Annotated in this window: 20 protein-coding genes; 3 read left to right on the top strand and 17 right to left on the bottom strand. The window is 65.5% G+C overall.

The features are described 5' to 3' along the window. Positions 1-43: 43 nt before the first annotated feature. On the bottom strand, positions 44-1,924 hold the full coding sequence (gene dsbD, locus BUA41_RS05705; protein ID WP_072820635.1) for a protein-disulfide reductase DsbD: 1,881 nt from the start codon (positions 1,922-1,924) through the stop codon (positions 44-46). A 216-nt stretch (positions 1,925-2,140) separates the two neighbouring features. Between dsbD and BUA41_RS05700 the strand changes: the two genes are divergently transcribed. Beyond that, positions 2,141-3,790 (top strand): methyl-accepting chemotaxis protein, encoded by a 1,650-nt coding sequence (locus BUA41_RS05700; RefSeq protein WP_072820633.1) that lies wholly within the window; start codon positions 2,141-2,143, stop codon positions 3,788-3,790. A 187-nt stretch (positions 3,791-3,977) separates the two neighbouring features. Here BUA41_RS05700 and BUA41_RS05695 read toward each other — a convergent pair whose 3' ends face one another. The 5 genes from BUA41_RS05695 to BUA41_RS05675 form a co-directional block, all read right to left on the bottom strand. Further along, on the bottom strand, positions 3,978-4,751 hold the full coding sequence (locus BUA41_RS05695) for a M15 family metallopeptidase (RefSeq protein WP_245791854.1): 774 nt from the start codon (positions 4,749-4,751) through the stop codon (positions 3,978-3,980). 4 nt (positions 4,752-4,755) lie between these two features. Beyond that, the gene (locus tag BUA41_RS05690; RefSeq protein ID WP_072820631.1) at positions 4,756-6,033 is read right to left on the bottom strand and encodes a TRAP transporter large permease; all 1,278 of its coding nucleotides are present in this window, start codon (positions 6,031-6,033) and stop codon (positions 4,756-4,758) included. Next, positions 6,030-6,533 (bottom strand): TRAP transporter small permease, encoded by a 504-nt coding sequence (locus BUA41_RS05685; RefSeq protein WP_072820629.1) that lies wholly within the window; start codon positions 6,531-6,533, stop codon positions 6,030-6,032. The genes BUA41_RS05690 and BUA41_RS05685 overlap by 4 nt, the downstream gene beginning before the upstream one ends. 24 nt (positions 6,534-6,557) lie before the next feature. Next, positions 6,558-7,589 carry a TRAP transporter substrate-binding protein gene (locus BUA41_RS05680; protein ID WP_139249060.1) on the bottom strand — a complete coding sequence of 344 codons (1,032 nt, stop codon included), beginning with the start codon at positions 7,587-7,589 and terminating at the stop codon, positions 6,558-6,560. Between the two features lie 170 nt (positions 7,590-7,759). After that, a complete protein-coding gene (locus BUA41_RS05675; RefSeq protein ID WP_072820625.1) occupies positions 7,760-8,314 on the bottom strand; it encodes a carboxymuconolactone decarboxylase family protein in 555 nt (184 codons plus the stop codon). Positions 8,315-8,524: 210 nt separating this feature from the next. On the opposite strand from BUA41_RS05675, the gene BUA41_RS05670 reads away from it, so the two are divergent. Then, complete coding sequence (locus BUA41_RS05670) at positions 8,525-9,115, top strand: TetR/AcrR family transcriptional regulator (protein WP_072820622.1); 591 nt, start codon at positions 8,525-8,527, stop codon at positions 9,113-9,115. Here BUA41_RS05670 and bioA read toward each other — a convergent pair. The 11 genes from bioA to BUA41_RS05615 form a co-directional block, all read right to left on the bottom strand. Then, a complete protein-coding gene (gene bioA / locus BUA41_RS05665) occupies positions 9,112-10,377 on the bottom strand; it encodes an adenosylmethionine--8-amino-7-oxononanoate transaminase (protein WP_072820618.1) in 1,266 nt (421 codons plus the stop codon). The two genes, BUA41_RS05670 and bioA, sit on opposite strands and share 4 nt — an antisense overlap. Next, on the bottom strand, positions 10,374-11,090 hold the full coding sequence (bioD, locus tag BUA41_RS05660) for a dethiobiotin synthase (protein WP_072820615.1): 717 nt from the start codon (positions 11,088-11,090) through the stop codon (positions 10,374-10,376). Before bioD ends, bioA begins: the two co-directional genes overlap by 4 nt. Positions 11,091-11,093: 3 nt before the next feature. After that, a complete protein-coding gene (locus BUA41_RS05655; protein WP_072820612.1) occupies positions 11,094-11,882 on the bottom strand; it encodes a methyltransferase domain-containing protein in 789 nt (262 codons plus the stop codon). A 2-nt stretch (positions 11,883-11,884) separates the two neighbouring features. Beyond that, positions 11,885-12,595, bottom strand: coding sequence for an alpha/beta fold hydrolase (locus tag BUA41_RS05650; RefSeq protein WP_072820609.1), 711 nt, complete (start codon positions 12,593-12,595; stop codon positions 11,885-11,887). Next, on the bottom strand, positions 12,592-13,779 hold the full coding sequence (gene bioF, locus BUA41_RS05645; protein ID WP_072820606.1) for an 8-amino-7-oxononanoate synthase: 1,188 nt from the start codon (positions 13,777-13,779) through the stop codon (positions 12,592-12,594). The genes BUA41_RS05650 and bioF overlap by 4 nt, the downstream gene beginning before the upstream one ends. Next, positions 13,763-14,818 carry a biotin synthase BioB gene (bioB, locus tag BUA41_RS05640; protein ID WP_072820604.1) on the bottom strand — a complete coding sequence of 352 codons (1,056 nt, stop codon included), beginning with the start codon at positions 14,816-14,818 and terminating at the stop codon, positions 13,763-13,765. Before bioB ends, bioF begins: the two co-directional genes overlap by 17 nt. A gap of 57 nt (positions 14,819-14,875) precedes the next feature. Continuing rightward, positions 14,876-15,262: a Lin0512 family protein gene (locus BUA41_RS05635; protein WP_072820601.1), complete on the bottom strand. Its 387-nt coding sequence runs from the start codon at positions 15,260-15,262 to the stop codon at positions 14,876-14,878. Next, positions 15,255-15,608 carry a Lin0512 family protein gene (locus BUA41_RS05630; RefSeq protein ID WP_072820599.1) on the bottom strand — a complete coding sequence of 118 codons (354 nt, stop codon included), beginning with the start codon at positions 15,606-15,608 and terminating at the stop codon, positions 15,255-15,257. The genes BUA41_RS05635 and BUA41_RS05630 overlap by 8 nt, the downstream gene beginning before the upstream one ends. Positions 15,609-15,714: 106 nt before the next feature. Continuing rightward, positions 15,715-16,152, bottom strand: a complete 438-nt coding sequence (locus BUA41_RS05625; RefSeq protein WP_072820596.1) for a BLUF domain-containing protein — start codon at positions 16,150-16,152, stop codon at positions 15,715-15,717. A gap of 6 nt (positions 16,153-16,158) precedes the next feature. Next, positions 16,159-17,826: a putative bifunctional diguanylate cyclase/phosphodiesterase gene (locus tag BUA41_RS05620; protein WP_072820594.1), complete on the bottom strand. Its 1,668-nt coding sequence runs from the start codon at positions 17,824-17,826 to the stop codon at positions 16,159-16,161. Positions 17,827-17,921: 95 nt separating this feature from the next. Next, complete coding sequence (locus BUA41_RS05615) at positions 17,922-18,383, bottom strand: MerR family transcriptional regulator (RefSeq protein ID WP_245791853.1); 462 nt, start codon at positions 18,381-18,383, stop codon at positions 17,922-17,924. An 83-nt stretch (positions 18,384-18,466) separates the two neighbouring features. Between BUA41_RS05615 and BUA41_RS05610 the strand changes: the two genes are divergently transcribed. Then, positions 18,467-20,614 carry a heavy metal translocating P-type ATPase gene (locus BUA41_RS05610; RefSeq protein ID WP_072820588.1) on the top strand — a complete coding sequence of 716 codons (2,148 nt, stop codon included), beginning with the start codon at positions 18,467-18,469 and terminating at the stop codon, positions 20,612-20,614. The last annotated feature ends 7 nt before the right edge of the window (positions 20,615-20,621 follow it).

Genomic DNA, 20,621 nt, shown 5'->3' with positions numbered 1-20,621 from the left:
GAAGCTCCTTTCGTGATGTCGATGGCGTTCTTGTCCTCGCGGCTCAGGACGCGCTGCGCGCTCCTTCCCGCGCCTGCTCGAGTCGTTCGAGAAACTCCTCGGCACCGATCTCGCCGACGATGCGCTGGCCTCGCCGCTCATTGCCGTCGGGGCCGATGAGCATGATCGTCGGCGGTCCCAGGATGCCATAGGCCTTGAGCATGGCCTGATCGGCGGCATCGTTCTCGGTCACGTCCGGACGCAGTAGCTGCATGTTCGTCAGTTCGGCCTGGACTCTAGGATCGCCGAACACCTCCTCCTCGATCACCTTGCAGGAGATGCACCAGTCGGCGTAGACGTCCACGAGCGTCCATTGCCCCCCCGCACCAGCCTGCTCGACACGACCCGAGAGCTCACCGAGATTCTCGACATCCTCGAAACGCGTCATGAACTCTTCCTGTATCGGCGCACCGCCGCCACCGGTCTGCTGCAGGAACGCCAGGGGACGATAGGGGTCGTCGCCGCCGCCGGCACTGCCCACGATCATCACCGCGCCCCACAGCCCGAGCGCCAGTCCGGCCGTGCGCGCGATCAGCTGGGCCGGTGTCGGTGCGTTCGAGATGCTCATCTGCCACAGGGCCACGGCGATGCCCACCAGCAACAGGCCCCAGAGGCCCAGTTCGACGCTGTCCGGAACGACCCGGGCGATGAACCAGATGGCCATGCCCAGCAGCACGAAACCGAACAGCACCTTGACCCGGGTCATCCACTCTCCCGGTCGCGGCAGCAGCCGTGCACCCAGCGCGCCGACCAGCAGGAGCGGCGCACCCATGCCCAGCCCCAGGGCCAGCAGCGCGGCCCCGCCCAGCAGCGCATCGCCACTGTCGGCGATATACAGAAGCGCCCCGGCCAGGGGGGCGGTCATGCAAGGGCCCACCAGCACCGCCGAGAGCACCCCCATGGCGGCGGCACCGCCCAGGGTACCGCCACGCTGATGCTGTTGCAGGCTATCGAGACGCTGACGCAGGGCGCTGGGCAGCTGCAACTCGAAGAGTCCGAACATGGCGAGCGCCAGGACCACGAAGATCAGTGCGAAGCTACCCAGCACCCAGGGGGTCTGCAGCATGGCCTGCAGGTTGGCGCCGGCCAGGGCGGCGATGACGCCGATAGCCGCATAGGTCAGCGCCATGGGCAGCACGAAGGCCAGGGAAAGCATCAGGCCGCGCCGGGTGCTGGCTCCCGAGCCCACCACCAGGCTGGAGAGTATCGGCACCATGGGCAACACGCAGGGCGTGAACGTCAGCAGCAACCCCATGCCGAAGAAGGCCGCCAGTGCCCAGCCGACATCAGCGTCGGCCAGGCTCGAGGCCAGGCGCTGATCCTCGCCGAAATCGCTTTCCCGGACCTGTTCACGCGGTGGTGGATCGGCCTCGCTCACCGCCGGACTGCTGGGCCCGGAACCGGACCCCGAGCCACTCAGGGAAGAGAAGAATCCGCCGCCCGCCAACGTGCCGTTTTCCAGGCTCATGCTGGCCAGGTCGAGCTTGTCGCGCTGCGGGGCATAGCACAGGCCATCCTCGGCGCAGCCCTGCCAGGTCAACGCCAGGCGCTCCGCCTGCCGGGGAGCGACCCGTACCTCGAGTTCGTCATAGTAGACCTCGGACTCGCCGAAGTACTCGTCGGTGATGACCTCGCCCTCGCGCAGCGAGAACGGTGCGATGGCGGAAGGCTCGCCCTCGATGCCCAGACGCTTGCGATAGAGGTAATAGCCCGGTGCGATCTCCCAGCGCAGCACCACCTCGCCTTCCTGCTTCTCGGCATGCAGCTTGAATGCCTTGTCCACGGGCAGGAAGTCCTGACCGGCGGCCAGGGCGCCCGTACTCAGCAGGGCCAGCAACAGCAACAGCAGCCGGGCGACGAAACGCGGCAGAACAGTGTCTGGCATCGAACCACTCCATCGCAGAAAAAGGCCATTTTGACAGATGCGGATTAGCTCGGCATTAGCCGTGAAACAGGTGTCGCTCATCACGCGATGAAAGGCGTGGCAAGGGTGCTTCATCGGGCATGAATGTAAACAAGGGTGACATCTCTCGCCGAATTGTCGACTCGGGTGTCACCGGGAAGTAAGTTGCGAGCCATTCACCGCAACGAGAATGTCGTCATGCGCAATAAACCGCCCGTCACCGACCGCGAGTACGAAATTCGCGATGACCAGAACCTGATCTCGCGTACCGATCTGAAGGGACGCATCACCTATGCCTCGCCCACCTTCGTCGAGGTCAGCGGCTTCGACCACGACGAGCTGATCGGCGCGCCCCACAGCCTCATCCGCCACCCTGACATGCCCGAGGAAGCCTTCGCCAACCTGTGGGACACGATCCAGGCCGGCGACATCTGGACCGGCATGGTCAAGAACCGGCGCAAGGACGGCGACTACTACTGGGTGCGGGCCCATGTGGTACCGATCCAGGAAAACGGCAAGGTGCAGGGCTACACCTCGGTGCGGGTCAAGCCGACGGAAGCGGAAAAGACCTTCGCGGAACGGACCTACACGCGTCTGCGCAGCGGCAAGGGCCGCGGCATCGGCCTCGACCGCGGTCGAATCGTCCGGCGCGGCATCATCGGACGGCTGTCGCGCTTCAACCCCTTCAGCATCAAGAGCAGTGTCGTCCTGCTCGCCCTGCTGGCGGTTCTGCTGACGACCCTGGGCGATCGGCTCGGCGTGCCGGGGCAGCTGGCCGGAAGCCTGCTGATGCTGACCCTGGCCGGGCTGTGCTACCGCAGGATTGCCCGGTCGGTCGACCGCACCCGCCGTTTCGCCATGCAGATCGCCGCGGGCAACCTGGTCGCGGAGCCGCCGTCCACGGGCAGGGATGAACTCGGGGAGATCATCGACGCCATGGGCATCATGCACCGCAGCCTGGCCAACATTTCCCTCGATATCCAGAAGATGCTCAACGAGGTGGATCAAGACACCCAGAGCCTGCTGCAGAACAACGAAGACCTCGCCTCGCGCACCGAGCAGCAGGCAGTGTGTCTCCAGGAGACCGCCGCCAGCATGGAAGAGCTGACCACCACGGTGCAGCAGAACTCGAGCAACACCGTCATGGCGGAGCAGCATGCCGGAAGCGCTCGCCAGGAGGTCAGCCGCAGCGAGGAGGACGTCCGCGGGCTGGTGGAAAGAATGCAGCAGATCACCGCGAGCGCCGGCAAGATGGCGGAAGCCATCGGGGTGATCGACTCGATCGCCTTCCAGACCAACCTGCTCGCGCTCAATGCCTCCATCGAGGCGGCCCGGGCCGGCGAGCACGGTCGCGGCTTTGCCGTGGTGGCGAAGGAAGTGCGCACCCTGGCCGGCCAAGCCGCGGCGTCCGCTGAACAGATCAAGCGGCTGGTCGACGGCAGCCTGGCGGAAATCGACAAGGGTGAACGGCAGATCAGGCAGCTGGAATGCAACAATCAAGGCGTCATCCAGGCCGTGGCCACGATCAATCAACTGATCGAGGAAATCGCCATCGCCTCCCGGGAGCAGGCCCAGGGGCTCCAGCAGATCAACGGCGCCGTCTCCGAGATGGATCAGGTCACCCAGCAGAACGCCTCGCGGGTGCAGCATTCCGCGGAGGTCAACACCCTGCTCGCCGGCCAGGTGAATGCGCTGAGGAATGCAATCTGCTCCTTGCGGGTCGAGGGCGCCAGGGAGCACGTCAGCCGGGAGCAGCGCTTCAAGGCGCGCAAGGCAAGACAGGTGCAGCAGGAAGCAAGCGGTCCGAGCGCTCTTGACGAGAGGCGCTCCAACGAACAGGCCGCCTGACAGTCGGCCTCAGGCGGCTTCTTACCGGTCGCTGGCATTGGCTTTGTAGAACCCGTTTACGATCTAGCGAGTTAGCGTCAGACAAGGCAAATTCGGACGAAAAAACGGAGTTTACTGGTGTAAATGAGTATTTTAAGACCGAATTTAACGACGTATGACCGACACGCGGCAGATCATAAACAGGTTCTTACAACTGCCGCCGCCAGCGATTCTCGATCGACTCCGGCTCCGACGGGCCGTACAGCGCCCGGTCGTGACCGCCATACAGGGCCCAGAGCTGGTCGCCGAAGTCGAAGTGCCACCACTCGCTGGGCAGGTTGGTGAACCCCTGGGCCTGCATGACGTGATGCAGCAGGCGGCGGCGGTCCCGGGCCAGACGCTGACGCTCGTCGAGATCATCCTGGCGTTCGAGATGATCGCTATGGGACGCCGGAATGGCCTCGTCGAACAGCGACCCCATGTCGAGCAGCAGGCCATCGGCATCACACAGGGTCACGTCTACCGCGCCGCCGGTCAGGTGCGGGCTGGGGGCCTGGGGATCGGTGCTGGGCACGGCCACGAACTCGCGGGTACGTGCGACCAGCTCGGCCTCGTCGGCCTCGGGATGATGAACGCGGATCGCCTCGTAGAGCGTCTCGAACAGGTACTGCTGCACCCGCCAGGGGCGCCAGCCATCGAGCACCACCAGGCCCAGCCCCTCGGGCAGCGAACGCGCCGCGGCGAGCAGGCGTCGGTAGACTTCCTCGCGCACATAGCACTCGGCCACCGCCCCGGGAATGCCCTGCCTGGCGTAGACGGGAAACGTCTTGAGCGGTTCGGGGGCCAGGCTCACGGGCACCAGCGGCGCGGCATCGGCCAGGATGGGGATACCGCTCAGCGTCGCCCAGGCCGGCTCGTCCCGGCTAGGGATGGGTGGCCATTCCATGGCGCCGACATCGGGGGTGGGCATATTCTCGCTCATCGCGTCATCCAATCAGGTTCGGCAGCCAAAGGGTCAGGGACGGGAACAGGATCAATACCAGCAGCACTAGCATCGCGGTCAGCACGAAGGGCCAGATGGTCCGGAACAGTGCCGTGATCTCGAGACGGCTGACCGCCGCCGCGACGAACACGCAGGCGCCCATGGGGGGCGTGATCAGGGCAATGGTGATGTTCAGGGTAATGATGATCCCCAGGTGCACCGGATCGATACCCGCCATCATCGCCACCGGGGCGAAGATCGGCGTCAGCAGCATCAGTGCCGAGACCTCTTCCATGAACATGCCGGTGACGAAGGTGATGCCGCTGAGCATCAGCAGCACGAGGATCGGCTGGTCGGTGTAGGGCGCCAGCAGCGAAACGAACTGGGTGGGCACCTGGGCATAGGAGAGCAGCCAGCTGATCGTCGCCGAGGCCGCCATGATCAGGAAGATCGCCGAGGTGAGGCGCGTCGTCTCGACGATCGCTGCCCAGAAGTCGGCAGGGCGCAGGTTGCCCAGGGCCACGCCGCACAGGGCCACGTAGAGCGCCGTGAGCGCACCGGATTCCGTGGGGGTGACGAAGCCCAGCACGATACCGGCGACGATGATGAACGGGGCGATCAAGGCCGGCAGGGCCCCCAGCGCCGCCCGGCCCAGCTCGGCGGCACCCGGCCAGCCACCGCGGGTGGCCAGGCCCTTGCGCCAGGCGTAGAAGGCATTCATCGCCATGAAGGCCACCCCCAGCACCAGCCCGGGAATCACTCCGGCCAGGAACAGGTCCCCCACGGAGGTGTTGGTCAGCGACGCGTACAGGATCATGAAGATGCTGGGCGGGATGATCGGCCCGATCAGCGAACTGCCGGCGGTCAGCCCGGCGGCGAAGGCGGTGGAGTAGCCCTCCTTGCGCATGGACGGTACCAGCAAGGCGCCCAGCGCCGAGGTATCCGCCACGGCGGAGCCGTTGACCCCGGCGAAGAACACGCTCGACACCACGTTGACATGCCCCATGCCGCCGCGCAGATGACCGACCAGCAGGCGTGCCAGGCCCATCAGGCGCTCGGTCAGGCCGCTCGCGTTCATCAGGTTGCCGGCCAGGATGAACAGCGGGATCGCCATCAGCGAGAAGACGTTGATGCCGCCGAAGAACTGCTGCGGCATCATGCGCGCCAGCATCGTCGGGTCGACGAACAGGAAGCCCACCACCGCCGTGGTCAGCAGGGCCAGGAACAGCGGCAGGCCGAGCAGCACGTGCGCCAGGAAGACCGCCAGCATGGTGAGGGTCATGGGTCCGACTCCGCCAGCGTCTTGAGCGGCGCCGGCCCGTACCACAGGGCGTGCCAGGCCAGCAGGGCGAAGCCGATGGGCATCGACATCATCGGTATGGTGCGGCTGATGCCCAGCCCCGAGCTGGTGAACATGGCCACCGACTGGGCATAGCGGTAGCTGAACAGGGCACCGCCGATGGCCAGCCCCAGGGTCAGCAGCCACTGGTAGAGATTGAGCAGGCGGCACAACGACGTCGGCAAGAGTCGTTCGATCAGCGCCACCCGCATGTGACCGCCCTCCACCCATACCGCGCCGGCGGCCAGCATCACGCCGGCGATGATCAGAAAGCGCGCCAGCTCGTCCGTCCAGATGGGGGCGCCGCCGGCCAGGTAGCGCAGGAAGACCGCGTAGAGAATGATCCCCAGATTGATCAGCAGCAGCAGGCTGGCGATCGTCAGCGACACGCGCCGACTCACCGCCAGCACCCGCTCACGCAATGAGAACCATGAACTCGGCATAACGTGACTAACGCACCTGGCCTGTCACTGGGCCAGCTGGGTCATGCCGGCGTCCTCAAGCGCCATGTCGATCCAGCGCTGCTCGATGTCCTGCTCCTTCAGCCACTCCAGGTAGGCCGGCTGCCCCTGCTCGCGGAAGGCGTTCAGGTTCTCCTGGGAGGGGCGAATGACCTGCATGCCCTGCTCCTCGAGATAGGCGATGCGCTCCTCCACCTTGTCCTCGTTGTGCTCCCGGGCCATGGCATTGGCCTCGTCGACCGCCGCCAGGAAGGCCTGGCGCGTCTGTTCGTCCCAGCCGTCGATCATCGCGCCGTTGCCCACCAGGAACTGGTCCGAGTACTGGATGTTGGCCAGGGTCAGGTAGTCCTGCACCTCGTAGAGGCTGCCCAGGATGATGTACATCGGCGGGTTCATCTGGCCGTCGGCCACGCCGGTGCGCAGGGCCATGTACACCTCGGTCCAGGGGATCGGCGTGCCCGAGGCACCGAAGGCCTCGTAGAGCGCCACCTGGCTGGGGTCCATGGCGCGAAAGCGCAGCCCTTCGAAATCCGCCGGGGCGCGAATGGGCTTCTTGTCGTTGGTGAAGGCCAGGAAACCACCCTCCTCGACCACCGCCAGCATCTCGATGCCGGTGCGCTCGCGCAGCGTCTCGTCGAATGCCTTCCAGTAGTCGCCCTCGTCGAAGAAGGTGCGTGCGGCCTCGAAATCCTCGAACAGGAAGGGAATGGCGCTGACGAAGATTTCCGGCATCACCGGCGATATTCCGGCGAAGGAGGCGATGTTCAGGTTCGGCGAGCTCATGGTCTGCTCCATGCGCGCCTGCTCCTCGCCGAGCTGGCTGTTGGGGTAGAGCCTGAGCTCGAGCTCGCCGTCGGTCTTCTCCTCCACCAGTTGCTTGAGATTGGAGGCGAACACATGCACCGCGTTCTTCTCCGGGTCCGGCGCACCGTTGTAACTCAGGTTCACGGTGGCTGCCTGGGCCGTGCCCGCCAGCGTGATAGCGCCGAGCAGACAGGCTGCATGCACCGTGGTCAAGAAGCACCTGGAAAAGGACATGAGCATCTCCTTGTTGTTATTCGGATTTGTCGAGCAACACGACTGAGTATTGGTCGACCGGCGCATCTTGTCGAGTCCATGCGGCGTGAGCCAGGGTACGAAAAAGGCGGCCCCACGAGGGTCCGCCTGAAACACAGGGAAGCTTTCAATCAGGAGTCGGTGAAGTGCTTTCAGCCTTGCTTATGCCACTCGAAGCGCTTGAAAGGCTCGTCGATCGGCGTCCGGGCCAGATGGTTGGTGTAGTTGCTCATCACCTTCTGGGCCAGCCCGAGCACGACTTCCAGCACCTGGCGCTGAGTATAACCGGCGTCCAGGAAGCGCTTGACCGTGGCGTCATCGACCTCGCCACGCTCGCGCACCATCGCCAAGGTGAAATCACGCAGGGCCTCGAGCTTCTCGCTCGGCAGCGGGGTTTCGCTACGCAGCGCCTCGGTGACCTCGTCGTCGACCTTCATCTGCTTGGCGATGCCGGTATGCGCCGGCACGCAGTAGTGGCAGGCATGCTCGACGTTTATCGTCTGCCACACCACGGTCTGCTCGGTGGCATCGAAGCTGGTTTCCGTGAACAGCTGGTGAAGCTGCTGGTAACCCTGGAGCAGGCCCGGGGCTTCGGCCATCAGCGCATGCAGGTTGGGGATCATGCCGAAGACAGCGATCGAGCCATCCAGCAGTTCCTGGCTTTGCTCGGGAGCGTTGTTCTTATCGTGCAGCGTGAAATCGGTCATGCTGATACCTCCTGGGGAATCCACAAGGGTCGAATGTCTTTGGCGACGATATATTTTGAGCAATTGCTCAAAATATATCGCATGATTCCCTTTAAAAATGTCAATTCCACCGTAACTGGATTTGAGCAATCGTTCAAGATAAGATTTGAGCACCCACTCAAAACCATGCGAACGATGCTCCGACGGGCATCACGCAAGCAGGATTCCTCCATGCCGCGCCACACCCTGCACAATCGCCAGGAAACCCTCGACAAGGCTCTCGCGCTGTTCTGGCGCAAGGGCTTCAAGGCGACCTCGCTCAAGGATCTGGAAGATACCCTCGACATGCGTCCTGGCAGCATCTATGCCAGCTTCGGCAGCAAGGAACGGCTCTTTCAGGAGGTGCTGCAGCGCTACGGCCGCCAGGGCCTGGTCGAGCTCGAACGCACGCTTGCAGCCAATCCCTCGCCCCTGGGTGGCCTGGCCGATTACCTGCGACAGCTGGGGGGGCTGCGCGACACGCCGCGGCCGTGCCACGCCTGCATGCTGGTGAAGACGCTACTGGAGCTGGGGCCGGGAGGACAATCCGCCCTCGCCCAGGAACTACTCGACAGCATGGAGACGCGATTCATCGATGCCTTCGAGGCGGCTCGAGACGCCGGCGAACTGGCTCCCGAACAGGACCCCGAGCGCCTCGGCCGTCGCTTTCAGGCCCAGGTGATGGGGTTACGCGCCTATGCCGAGCGAAAGATAGACCGAGCTACCCTGCACGCCTTGGCCGACGACATGGCCGACGATGTCGAGCGTCTTGCCGTGGCCTAGCGAAACCAGTCTTTCATCACGGCGGTGATCCGGCGCACTTCGTCCTCTCTCGTGATGTAGGCCGGCATGGTGTAGAGCCAGCGCCCGAAGGGGCGCAGCCAGACGCCATGCCGCCGGGCAAAGTCCGCCACGCCATGCAGTGCGGCACCCCCCTTCACCTCGACCACTGCAGTGGCACCCAGGACCCGCACATCGGCCACCTCGGGGTGATCGCGCAGCCCGGTGTCCAAGAGCAGCTCCTGGCGCAACACGCGATTGAGCAGGTCGATTCTGGCGAGATAGTCCTCTTCCTCGAATACCGCCAGGCTCTCCAGTGCCACCCGGCAGGCCAGTGGATTGCCCATGAAGGTTGGCCCGTGCATGAAGGCGTGCAAGGCACTGTCACCGACGAAGGCATCGTGAACGCGACTCGTGGCCAGGGTGGCGGCATGCCCCAGGTAGCCGCCGGTCAACCCCTTGGAGAGCACCAGGATATCCGGCGTCACACCGGCATGCTCCGCGGCAAACATCCGTCCGGTGCGACCGAAGCCGGTAGCCACCTCATCGAAGATCAGCAGCACGTCGAATTCATCGCACAATGCCCGGGCGCCACGCAGATAGTGGGGCGAGGTCATGTTGAGCCCGCCGGCAGCCTGCAGCAGCGGCTCCATCAACAGTGCCGCAATCTCCCGATGATGGCGTTCCAGCACCCGGCGCAAGGCGTCGAGATCGGCTTGTACCTCCTCCTGGCTGGCCTCGAATCCGGCCCGCGGCGCGGGGGCGAAATGATGACGGGGCAGCGCATCGGCGAACAGGGCATGCATGCCTTCCTCGGGATCGCAAACCGCCATGCAGCCCAGGGTGTCGCCGTGATAGGCCTTCATCAACGACAGCAGGCGATGCTTCTCGGGTTTCCCCAGCAAATGGTGGTACTGCACCGCCATCTTCATGGCGACTTCCATGCCCACCGAGCCGCTGTCGGAAAAGAACACATGCTCGAGCCCCGGGGGAGAGATCCGCACCAGTTCCAGAGCCAATTGCTCGGCAGGATCATGGCTCAGGCCACCCAGCATCACATGACAGAGCCGCTCGGCCTGATCGCGGATCGCTTCCACCAGGCGTGGGTGCCGGTAACCGTGGATCATGCACCACCAGGAACAGGTGGCATCCAGCAAGGTGTCGCCGTTTTCGAGGGTGAAGTGCGCCCCGTGGCCACCGACGACCTTGGGCATGCGTTGCTGGGTCTTGAGATGGGCGTAGGGATGCCAGACCGGCGAGTTCATGAAGGTGCCTCGATGGATAGACAGGACAATCTGAGATAGGTCGCAGCGACATGCGCCAGGGCCTCGGGTGATTCGGCCTCTAGGCGTGGCAAGATGCCCAGGCAAGGCCCGGGCAGATGATGTTCGAGGGTGGCCAGGTTGTCGCGATAAGCGATCTCGTCCACAGCGAAACCGGGGTCGAGCAGACTGCCGACCCAGCCCGCCAGCCGGAGCCCGTCGCTCCGGATCGCCTCGGCGGTGAGTCGCGCCTGGTTCAGGCAACCCAACTCGAGCCCCACCACCAGGATCACCGGGAGCTCCAAGCGTACCGCCAGGCCGGCCAGATCCTCGCTATCGTTCAGCGGCACGCGCCAGCCACCGGCCCCCTCCACCAGCACCAGCTCATACGGTTCTGCCAGGGTCGGAGCAAGGCAAGTGGCAAGTGCCTCCAGCGTCAGTTCGCAACCGGCCTGGCGGGCGGCCAGATGCGGCGCAATGGCGGGTACAAACCTGTAGGGATTGATCTCGGCGTAGGAAGCGCGGGGGCTGCAATGCGCCTGCAGCGCCAGTGCGTCGGCGTTGCGCAACCCTTGCGACGTCACCTCGCTGCCCGAGGCCACTGGCTTGAGCCCCAGGGTGGTGAAGCCTCGGGCGCGCGCCCGCGCCAGCAGGGCGCAGCTGACCAGGGTCTTGCCGACATCGGTATTGGTGCCGGTGACGAAGAACGTCGTCATGGGTCAATGCTCCAGCAAAAGAGTAATACACCGGTAACTAACCGGGAGACCGGCGGGTTCCCGCCACCGCTCGTAACGCTGTTCGGCTCGCAGCAGATCGGCCCGTGTCAGTCGTGCGCCGGGGCGGGCCACCTGGGCGCCGACACCCTTGATGGAAGCCATGACCGCGTCGAGATCGGGGTAGAAGAAACGCTCGGACCTGACCAGTCGCCGCATGTGGCGAAAACCCGCAAGGCGAGCGCTCGCCAGATATCGAGCGGCGCCTCGAAACTCCAGAACCCCGGTGGGAGCCCCTGGCCGCGACCAGGCACTGGCCACTTCCATCAGCGTGCCTGGCCCCAGGGTATTGATCAGAGCTCGTCCGCCGGGGCGCAGCACCCGGTGCAATTCGCGCATGGCCTTATCCAGATCGGGGCACCACTGTATCGCCAGATTGGAAAACACCAGATCGACGCTGCGCGCCGCCAGGGGCAAGGCCATGGCATCGCCGCACACCCAGCGCGCCGCCTGACCATGACGGCGCTGCGCCTCGTCCAGCATTCCCGGGGCCAGATCGAGGCCGACGACCTGGGCACCCGGGTAGCGCATGCCCAGGCGCAGGCTCCAATCGCCCGGGCCGCAGCCGAGATCGAGTATGCGTTGGGCCTGGCCAGGGAGATGCGGCCATAGACGGCCGCCCATGGCCTGCTGGGCCTTCGCCAGCTGCACGTAACGTGACGCCGCACGCGAGAAGGCCCGAGCAACCCGCCCGCGCCATTCCTGGTGCTCCCCGGCCGGCAGGGTCGACGCCATGTTCACGAGGCCGCGCTCCGCGAACCGAGGGCTACAAGCTGCTCCGCCAGCGCTTCCGGCTGGGAAATCTGCGGGCAATGTCCGGCCAGCGGCAGGCGTATTTCTGCCGCGGCCAGATCGGCGTCGCTGAGCAACGGGTCCTGCTCACCAGCCAGGCGCAGGATCGGGCAGGGCGGTGCGGCAAGCCGGTCGGAGACATTCAGTCGATCCAGCAGGTCGAGCCCAGCCGCCAGGGTGGCGGGGGCGGCGCTGGGCCGGGGGCCGATCAGCGCCGAGAGCCGTTGCCGGGCGTGCGGTGGGTCGGGTTCACCCTCCAGCTGCCAATCCAGAAAATGTCGCCAGGCGCCAAGGGCGTCGTGCGCGAATGCCCGTCGAAAGGCCTTTAATGCCGCAGGGGTAACTCCCCCCGGTGTGCACAGACGACTGCCCATGCCGAGCATGACGATCGCTCGGGGCGCCGGCAGGTGATCGAGCAACCTGACGGCCAGGAGGGCGCCCAGCGACCAGCCGACCCAGACGCTGCCGGAGGGCAGCGCTGCAGCCATGGCGTTGGCAAGTGCTGAAGTATCCTGCGGATCGGGTAATACCGCGCGCCCCGCATAGCCGGGCCAGTCCGGCATGTGGAAAGAAAAACCGGCCGGCCAGTATGGCGTCAGCGGTTGCCAGATACGTGCATCGATTCCCCAGCCGGATAGAAGCACCAATCCGCTCATGGTCTTTCCTCCCTGGCCTTCAGCGATGCCAGGGCATCGAGCAATCGATCGATCTGCTCTTCTCGATGCACCGCACTCAGGGTGATGCGCAAGCGCGCCTGGCCCCGGGGCACCGTCGGGGCACGAATCGCACCCACCAGCACTCCCTGGGCACGCAATCTGGCGGCCCAGCGCTGCACCCGGGTGCTGTCGCCGAGCAACACGGGTTGAATGGGGGTCGACGACGGCAGAAGTGGCAGGCCGATGGCCTTGGCCTGGGCGCGGAAACGGGCGATGTGTGCCTTCAGCCGCGCGCGACGCTCGGGCTCCTGTTCAAGAATGTCCAGCGCCCCGAGCGTCGCCGCGCTCACGCCGGGGGGCTCGGCGGTGGTGTAGATGTACGGTCGGGCAAATTGGATGAGATGCTCGATCAGCAGCTCGCTTCCGGCCACGAAGGCGCCCCCCGTGCCCAGCGCCTTGCCTAGCGTACCGACCAGCACCGGCACCTGATCACACCCATGGCGACGTCCCGCACAACCATCGCCATGCTCGCCGAGCACGCCCAGCCCATGGGCATCGTCGACCATCAGCCAGGCGTCATGACGTCGACAGACTTCGGACAAACCGGCAATGTCGGCGACATCACCATCCATGCTGAACACACCATCGCTGACCACCAGACGTGGTGTATCGCTCGGGCAGCGCGCCAGCAGGTGTGCCAGGTCATCGAGATCGCCATGATGGAAACGCCGCGTACGCGCCCCGGCCAACCTGGCTCCATCAAGTAGCGAGGCGTGATTGAGCCGATCCTGAAACACGGCCGTGCTGCGATCGCACAGTACCTGGAGTACGCCCAGATTGGCCAGGTAGCCGCTCGAGAACAACAGCGCGCGCGGGCGCCCGACCAGCGCCGCCAGGCGCGCCTCCAGTTCTTGATGCACCTCGAGATAACCACTGACCAGTTGGGAGGCACAGGCCCCCGCACCGTATCGCCGTGCGCCTTCGGCGGTGGCCTGGACCAGACGCGGATCGCTGGCCAAGCCCAGGTAGTCGTTGCCAGCGAAGTCATCGATCAGCATGCGACCATGCATCCGGCGCTCACGCCACAGCCCCTGTTCACGATGGCATGCCTGGCGAGCCAGCAGACGCTGGCGCCAGCCACCCGAGACGCTTGGCCGACCCGGCACCTCAGGCGAGACTGGCATCGTAATAGAGTGCTTGAGCGCTAGCGGTATTCGGCCCTGCTGCGGCCAAGGTACGCAGGGCGACATCGTCGTCGCCCGTCACCTCGCGCCGCTCCAGGTCGATCCCCAGCTTGGCGAAGAGCTCCTGATCCCGCTGGGCCTGGGGATTGGCGGTGGTCAGGAGCTTGTCGCCGTAGAAGATCGAATTGGCGCCGGCCAGGAAGGCCAGGGCCTGGGTCGATTCGCTCATCTGCTCGCGGCCCGCCGAAAGCCGTACATGGCTCCGGGGCATCAGGATGCGGGCCACGGCGATGGCACGCACGAAATCGATGGGATCGAGCTCTTCGGCCTCTTCCAGCGGCGTGCCGGGCACCTTGACCAGCTGATTGATAGGCACCGACTCCGGATGCGGATCGAGCCGTGCCAGCTGCTGCAGGAGCGCGGCACGGTCTCGCGGGGCCTCGCCCAGTCCCAGGATGCCGCCGCTGCACACCTTCATGCCAGCCTGACGCACGTTGTCCAGCGTCTCGAGCCGATCGGCGTAGGTCCGGGTGGTGATGATCTCGCCGTAATACTCCGGCGAGGTATCCAGGTTGTGGTTGTAGTAATCGAGCCCCGCCTCGGCGAGTTGGTCGGCCTGGGCGGGGGCGAGCATGCCCAGGGTCATGCAGGTCTCGAGGCCCAGCGCCTTGACCCGGCGCACCATCTCCAGCACCACCGGCAGGTCGCGCTCCCGCGGGCTGCGCCAGGCCGCGCCCATGCAGAAGCGACTGGCGCCAGCCTCCCGAGCCGCCTCGGCCTGGGCCACCACCCTGTCGATCTCCAGCAGCTTCTCCTTGCCGAGCCCGGTGGCGTAGTGGCCCGACTGCGGGCAGTACTTGCAGTCCTCCGGGCAGGCACCGGTCTTGATCGATAAGAGCGTCGAGACCTGCACGGCGTTGGCATCGAAATGCTGCCGGTGCACCTGCTGGGCACGAAACAGCAGATCGTTGAAGGGCAGGGCGAGCAGCGCCTCGATTTCCTCGAGGCGCCAGTCGTGGCGGGTAGCGGATTCGTACATTGTTAACCCAATGCCTAAATTTAGGTTAACAAACGCTATAAGGATGAGTCGCCGGTGTCAACGTTTCCCGGATAACCGCCACGCTTGCGCCATGTCGGGCAGGAAGGCTTCGATGGCGGCCGTGGCAATCACGTGGGTGGTGTCCTGTGCGTCATCACGCACATTCAACCCGCCATGCACCGCAGCGACCTCGGCCCGGCCTCGAGGCAATTCGGCGGCCAGCGCTTCGGTGTCGACCTTGTCCGGTTCCTGCACACCGATGGTGACCTGCACGCGCATCAGGCCGTGATCGTAGCCCAGGGACTTGAAGAGCACGATGGAGGAGTGGTGCAGGGCATCCTGGATCGCCCGACTGGCGGCCTTGGTGTAATCGCCACCGTACAGGTCGTTGCCGGTGCCCATCTCGAGGATGACGCGCTTTTCGGTCGATGCTTGTTCAGCCATGGGTAGACTCCATGTCGAAGGAGACCTTGAGGGCGACATTGGCGATCACGGTCAGGCCATCGCCGCCGGGCTTGGGCACGTCCAGCCCTCCCTTCACCACGCTGACCGAGGGCTGGCCGTAGGGAAAGAGGGCGAGCAGGGCCTGTGTGTCGACCTCCTCGGGCCTTTGCACCCCCACGTCCACGTCGATGATCATCGCCTCCTTGGGAAAATCGAACAGCTCGGCCACGCTCAGGGAGTTGTGCCATAGCGCATCCCGGATCGCCCGGGCCGCCGCCTCGGTGTAGTCCCTGCGCCGCAGCGAACTGCCCATGCCGAACTGCGTCACTACGCGTTTATTTGCCATCCTCCCTCCTCGATTGTTCCGTGGCGTTTCGGATTTCGAATCCATCCCACAAGGCGCAGTATGGCGACGTTCGAGGCAAAAGAGTAGAAAGGGCCGGCGATCGCACTCAGGCGGTCTCGGCCTCCTCCAGGTGGCCGCGCAGCAGGCGATAGACCTCATCGCCATCAAGCGCCGCGAAGTCGACACCGGACGCCTCGTTGAGGCCGGCGAACAGCGCGAGATTGTGCGCATCCTGGCCGACGTAGGCCATGTTCCACTCCGAGAACCCCCGCTCGTGCACCGGGTCGAAGGCCAGCACACTCACGTGGGTATGACGTGCATCGCACTGGATGCGCTCGAAGGTTTCCTGGATCTTGTCGTGCGGCCCTTCCAGCACCTGGGCGAAGCAGCCGCTATTGAACATCAAGGCGCCGGTGACCTGGGCCCGGGAATTGTTGCGGCGCGAGGCCTTCAGTATGTCATCGATCTCCTCTTGCAGCCTGCTGTCATCGCCAACGATGGTGTTGCGACTCAGGTAAACGAGTCGGTAAAGCGTCGAGTCCACGAATGATCACTCCTGAATCATGAGGTTAGGATGGTGGGAGGCGGCCCGGCATGCACGCATGAAATGCTCGATGGTCTCGGGCGTCATTGGTTTGGCTATGTAATAGCCTTGGGCGGTGGTACAGCCACCGCGGCAGAGTTCTTCGTATTGATCGAGGGTTTCCACGCCTTCGGCGATGGTGGTCATGCCCAGGCTCGAGCCCATCGCCAGGATGGCCTTCATCAGCGCCCTTGCCCGTGGCGACTGCTCGGCCTGAATGAAGGACTTGTCGATCTTGAGCTTGCTGAACGGGAAACTGTTGAGGTGGCTCAGTGACGCGTAGCCGGTGCCGAAATCGTCCATGGCGATGCCGACCCCCATCGCCTTGATGGCCCACAGGCGTTGCATCACGTCCTCGGTGTTGCTCATGAGAGTGCTTTCGGTGATCTCGATCTCGAGGCGCTCCGGGGCCAGGCCGCTGGCATCCAGGGCATGGCGCACGACGGTCACGATGTTCTCGCTCTCGAACTGGATCGGTGACACGTTGACCGCCACGCTGGGATCCCCCTCCCAGCTGGCGGCCTGCTGGCAGGCGGTGCGCATCACCCACTCGCCGATGGCGTGAATCTCGCCGATCTCCTCGGCCAGGGGGATGAAATCCGCGGGCGAGACCCGCCCGCGGGCCGGGTGGTCCCAGCGGATGAGGGCCTCGAAGCCGCTGATGGTGTTGTCCGAAAAGGATTTTTGCGGCTGATACAACAAGGAGAATTGACGCAGTCCCAAGGCTCGTCGCAGATCCAGTTCGAGAGCGCGACGCTCGAAGGCGCGAGACTCCAGGTGTGACTCGAAGAAACAGTAGCGGGAGCGCCCCTGGCGCTTGGCCTCATAGAGCGCAAGATCCGCATGCCTGAGCAAATCGGCCGGATCGCTGGTGCCGTGACCGAGTAGCGCGACCCCGACGCTGGCACCGCTGTTGACCTGATGGCCATCGATCAAGAACGGCCGCTGCAGGAGCTCCACCAGGCGCTCGGCAATCGCCCGGGCGCCGGCAGGCTGTTCATTCCGGTACTGCAGGATGACGAACTCGTCGCCTCCCAGGCGGATCAGGGTGTCATCACCGCGTATTGCCGAACGCATGCGCTTGGCGGCCAGGACCAGGAGGCTATCGCCGGTAGCGTGTCCCAAGGTGTCGTTGACCTGCTTGAAACGATCCAAGTCGATCAGGATGACCGCCGTGGCAACCTGCCCGGCCCCTGCATTGCCCAGGCAGCGGATCTGCTCGTCGTACATCGCCCGGTTGCCCAGGCCCGTCAGGGCATCGAGCTGGGCCACGACGCTGCGCGGCACGCTCCCCGGCTGGGGCCAGCCAGTGGTGGCCACGACGATGCGCCGATCGGAGCGTCGCGCCTCGAGATACAACGTCGTGGCGCTGTCGCCGGCGACCGGCAAGGTGAAGGCCCCTGCCTCGGGAGCGCGCAACAGGCGCTCGAGCGCTCGCCGTTCATCCTCACCGGCGCTGCGCGTCCAGGCAGGTATCGGCGATGTGCCGACCAGCGCCTGCGAATCGGCACGGCCGAGCCGCACCGCGAACGCCGGATTCGCATACACCACCACACCCTGGTCATCGAGAATGGCGATACCGGTCGCCGACGCCTGCACACTCTCGGGAAGTATTGCTGAAATGCACTCGTCCATCTTGGCCGCCTCGACAGTTCCATTCGTGCTGGCATCATCATTCGCACGCTGGTTCGTTCGCGAATGCCCGTGTCGAGTATCGGCAGGTGTTAATCTTACTTAAGGGATGCCCCGCCATGTGACGCTTCCTGGCGGCACAGCCGGTGATCACTCAGGGCCTCGATGATCCGGCACTCATCCACCGAGCCCCCGTGGCACAGGGCCACCATGCGCGCCAGTTCGTCGCGCAGTGCGGAAAGCCTCGCCAGTCGCGACTCGACCTCTTGGAGATGGCGCCGCGCCAGGGCGTCCACCTCGTCGCAGGGCATGGTCGGATGATCGGCCATGTCGAGAAGCTCGCGAATCGCCTCGACGGAAAAGCCGAAATCCCGGGCATGGCGGATGAAGGTCAAGCGATGCAACACGGCGTCGCCATACCGGCGCTGGTTGCCGGCGCTTCGCGGCGCCGGCGGCAGCAGCCCGATCTGCTCGTAGTAACGGATCGTCTGCACCTTGCAGCGGGCGCGATCCGCCAGGGTGCCGATGCTCATGGGGCGTCCGTCAGGCGTCGACATCATGGGGTCCTCCGACTTGAAGCTGCAGTGGCTATAGGAATTATCTTGGAAGCCATGCATGGCCTTGGCAATGACAGGGGTTTCCGATGGCGAATCAACCAGACGATAGCGACCACAGCGACAGCCTTCGGCTGCGCGTTCAGGGCATGGACTGTCCCGGCTGCGGCACCAAGGTGGAGTCGGCGGTCTCGAGGGTGCCCGGCGTCGACGAGGTTTCGGCCAATGTCGCCGCGGGGACCGTCATCGTGACGCCGGCGGGTGGTTCCTTTGATCGGCAGGCGGTGCTGGCGGCGATCCGCGGCCTGGGCTATGGCATCGCACCGGAGCAGGATGCCTCGTCGGACTCGCCGGATGCTTCGGCGGGCACACCCTGGTGGCACACCCCCAAGGGGCGGCTGGTGCTGGGCAGCGGAATACTGCTCGTGCTGGCGATCGGCCTCGAGCTGGCCTGGCCGGTGCTGGGCGATTGGCCCTTCGTGGCAGCCACCCTGGTGGGACTGGTACCGATCGCTCGCACGGCCTGGCAGATGGCGAGACTCGGCGAGGCCTTCACCATCGAGATGCTGATGACGATCGCCGCCGCAGGGGCGCTGGCGATCGACGCGGCGGCGGAGGCCGCGGTGGTGGTGTTCCTGTTCGCCGTCGGGGAACTGCTCGAGGGGGTCGCGGCCACCCACGCGCGACGCAGCATCTCGGCGCTGTCCGACCTGACGCCGAGAACGGCACGCCTCTGGGATGGTGACTCGCTACGCGAGGTGAGCGCCGATGCGCTCGAGCCCGGCCAGCGCGTCCAGATTCGGCCGGGGGAGCGGCTGCCCTGCGACGGCCGCATCCTCGCCGGCACGTCGAGCCTGGACGAGTCTCCCGTCAGCGGCGAATCGGTGCCTCGGGACAAGGGGATCGGCGATGAGGTCCTGGCCGGTACCGTCAACCTGGATGCCGCGCTGACGGTGGAAGTCACCCGGGGGGCGGCCGACAACACCATCGCGCGGATCATTCGGCTGGTGGAAGAGGCCCAGGAGTCCAAGGCACCGGTGGCGCGCTTCATCGACCGCTTCGCCAGAATCTACATGCCCGCCGTGGTGGCCCTGGCGCTGGCGGTGGCGATCTTGCCTCCCCTGGCCCTTGGCGCGGCCTGGTCCGAGTGGGTCTACCGAGCGCTGGCCCTGCTGCTGATCGCCTGCCCGTGTGCGCTGGTGATTTCCACCCCCGCCGCCATCGCTGCCGGGCTTTCCAACGGCGCCAGGCGCGGGCTGTTGATCAAGGGCGGCGCCGTGCTGGAGACCCTGGGCTCGATCAGGGCCGTGGCCCTGGACAAGACCGGGACCCTGACCACGGGCAAGCCATGCGTGACCGATCTCTGCCCGGGGGAGGCCGACGAACGGGAGCTTCTGTATCTCGTGGCCGGCCTGGAGCAGGCATCGAGCCATCCGATCGCCCAGGCGGTGGTAGCGCATGCGGCCGAATGCGGCATCGCGCCAGCACATGTCGAACAGGCTCATGCCATCGCCGGCCAGGGGGTGGCCGGACGCATCGAGGGTATCGACCTGATGTTGCTCAACCCGCGCGGTGCCGACGCGCGGGTACCGCTGGGCGCATCGCACCGGGCAAGCGTCGAGCAATTCGAGAACGAAGGCAAGAGCGTGGCCGTGCTGATCGATGGAGCCCGGGTGCTGGGCCTGGTCGCGCTTCGCGACGAGCCACGCGAAGACGCCCGGGCGGGGCTGGCGGCGCTGTCGCGACTGGGGGTCACCGGCATCATGCTGACCGGCGACAACCCGCGCACGGCCCGGGCGATCGCCGGCGTGTTGGGTATCGACGCCCACGCCGGGCTGATGCCGGAAGACAAGGCACGCTGGGTCAACGAGTGGCGTGCAAGCGGCCGCGGCCCCATCGGCAAGGTGGGTGATGGCATCAACGACGCCCCGGCACTGGCGGCGGCGGACATCGGCATCGCCATGGGGGGCGGCACCGACGTGGCCATCGAAACCGCCGATGCCGCCTTGCTCAGGAATCGGGTGACGGGCATCGCCGAGCTGATCGCCCTGTCACGAGCCACATTGGCCAACATACACACCAATGTCGCCCTGGCCCTGGGTTTGAAGGGCATTTTCCTGATCACGACCATTTTCGGCATCACCGGCATGTGGATCGCCGTGATGGCCGATACCGGCGCCACCGTGCTGGTCACCCTCAACGCCATGCGGTTGTTGAGGCATCGGTTCGAGGCGTGAGGCGCAC

Origin of the sequence: Modicisalibacter ilicicola DSM 19980 (assembly GCF_900128925.1) — a bacterium.
Classification (GTDB): domain Bacteria; phylum Pseudomonadota; class Gammaproteobacteria; order Pseudomonadales; family Halomonadaceae; genus Modicisalibacter; species Modicisalibacter ilicicola.
This window is presented reverse-complemented; position numbering and strand designations above follow the sequence as displayed.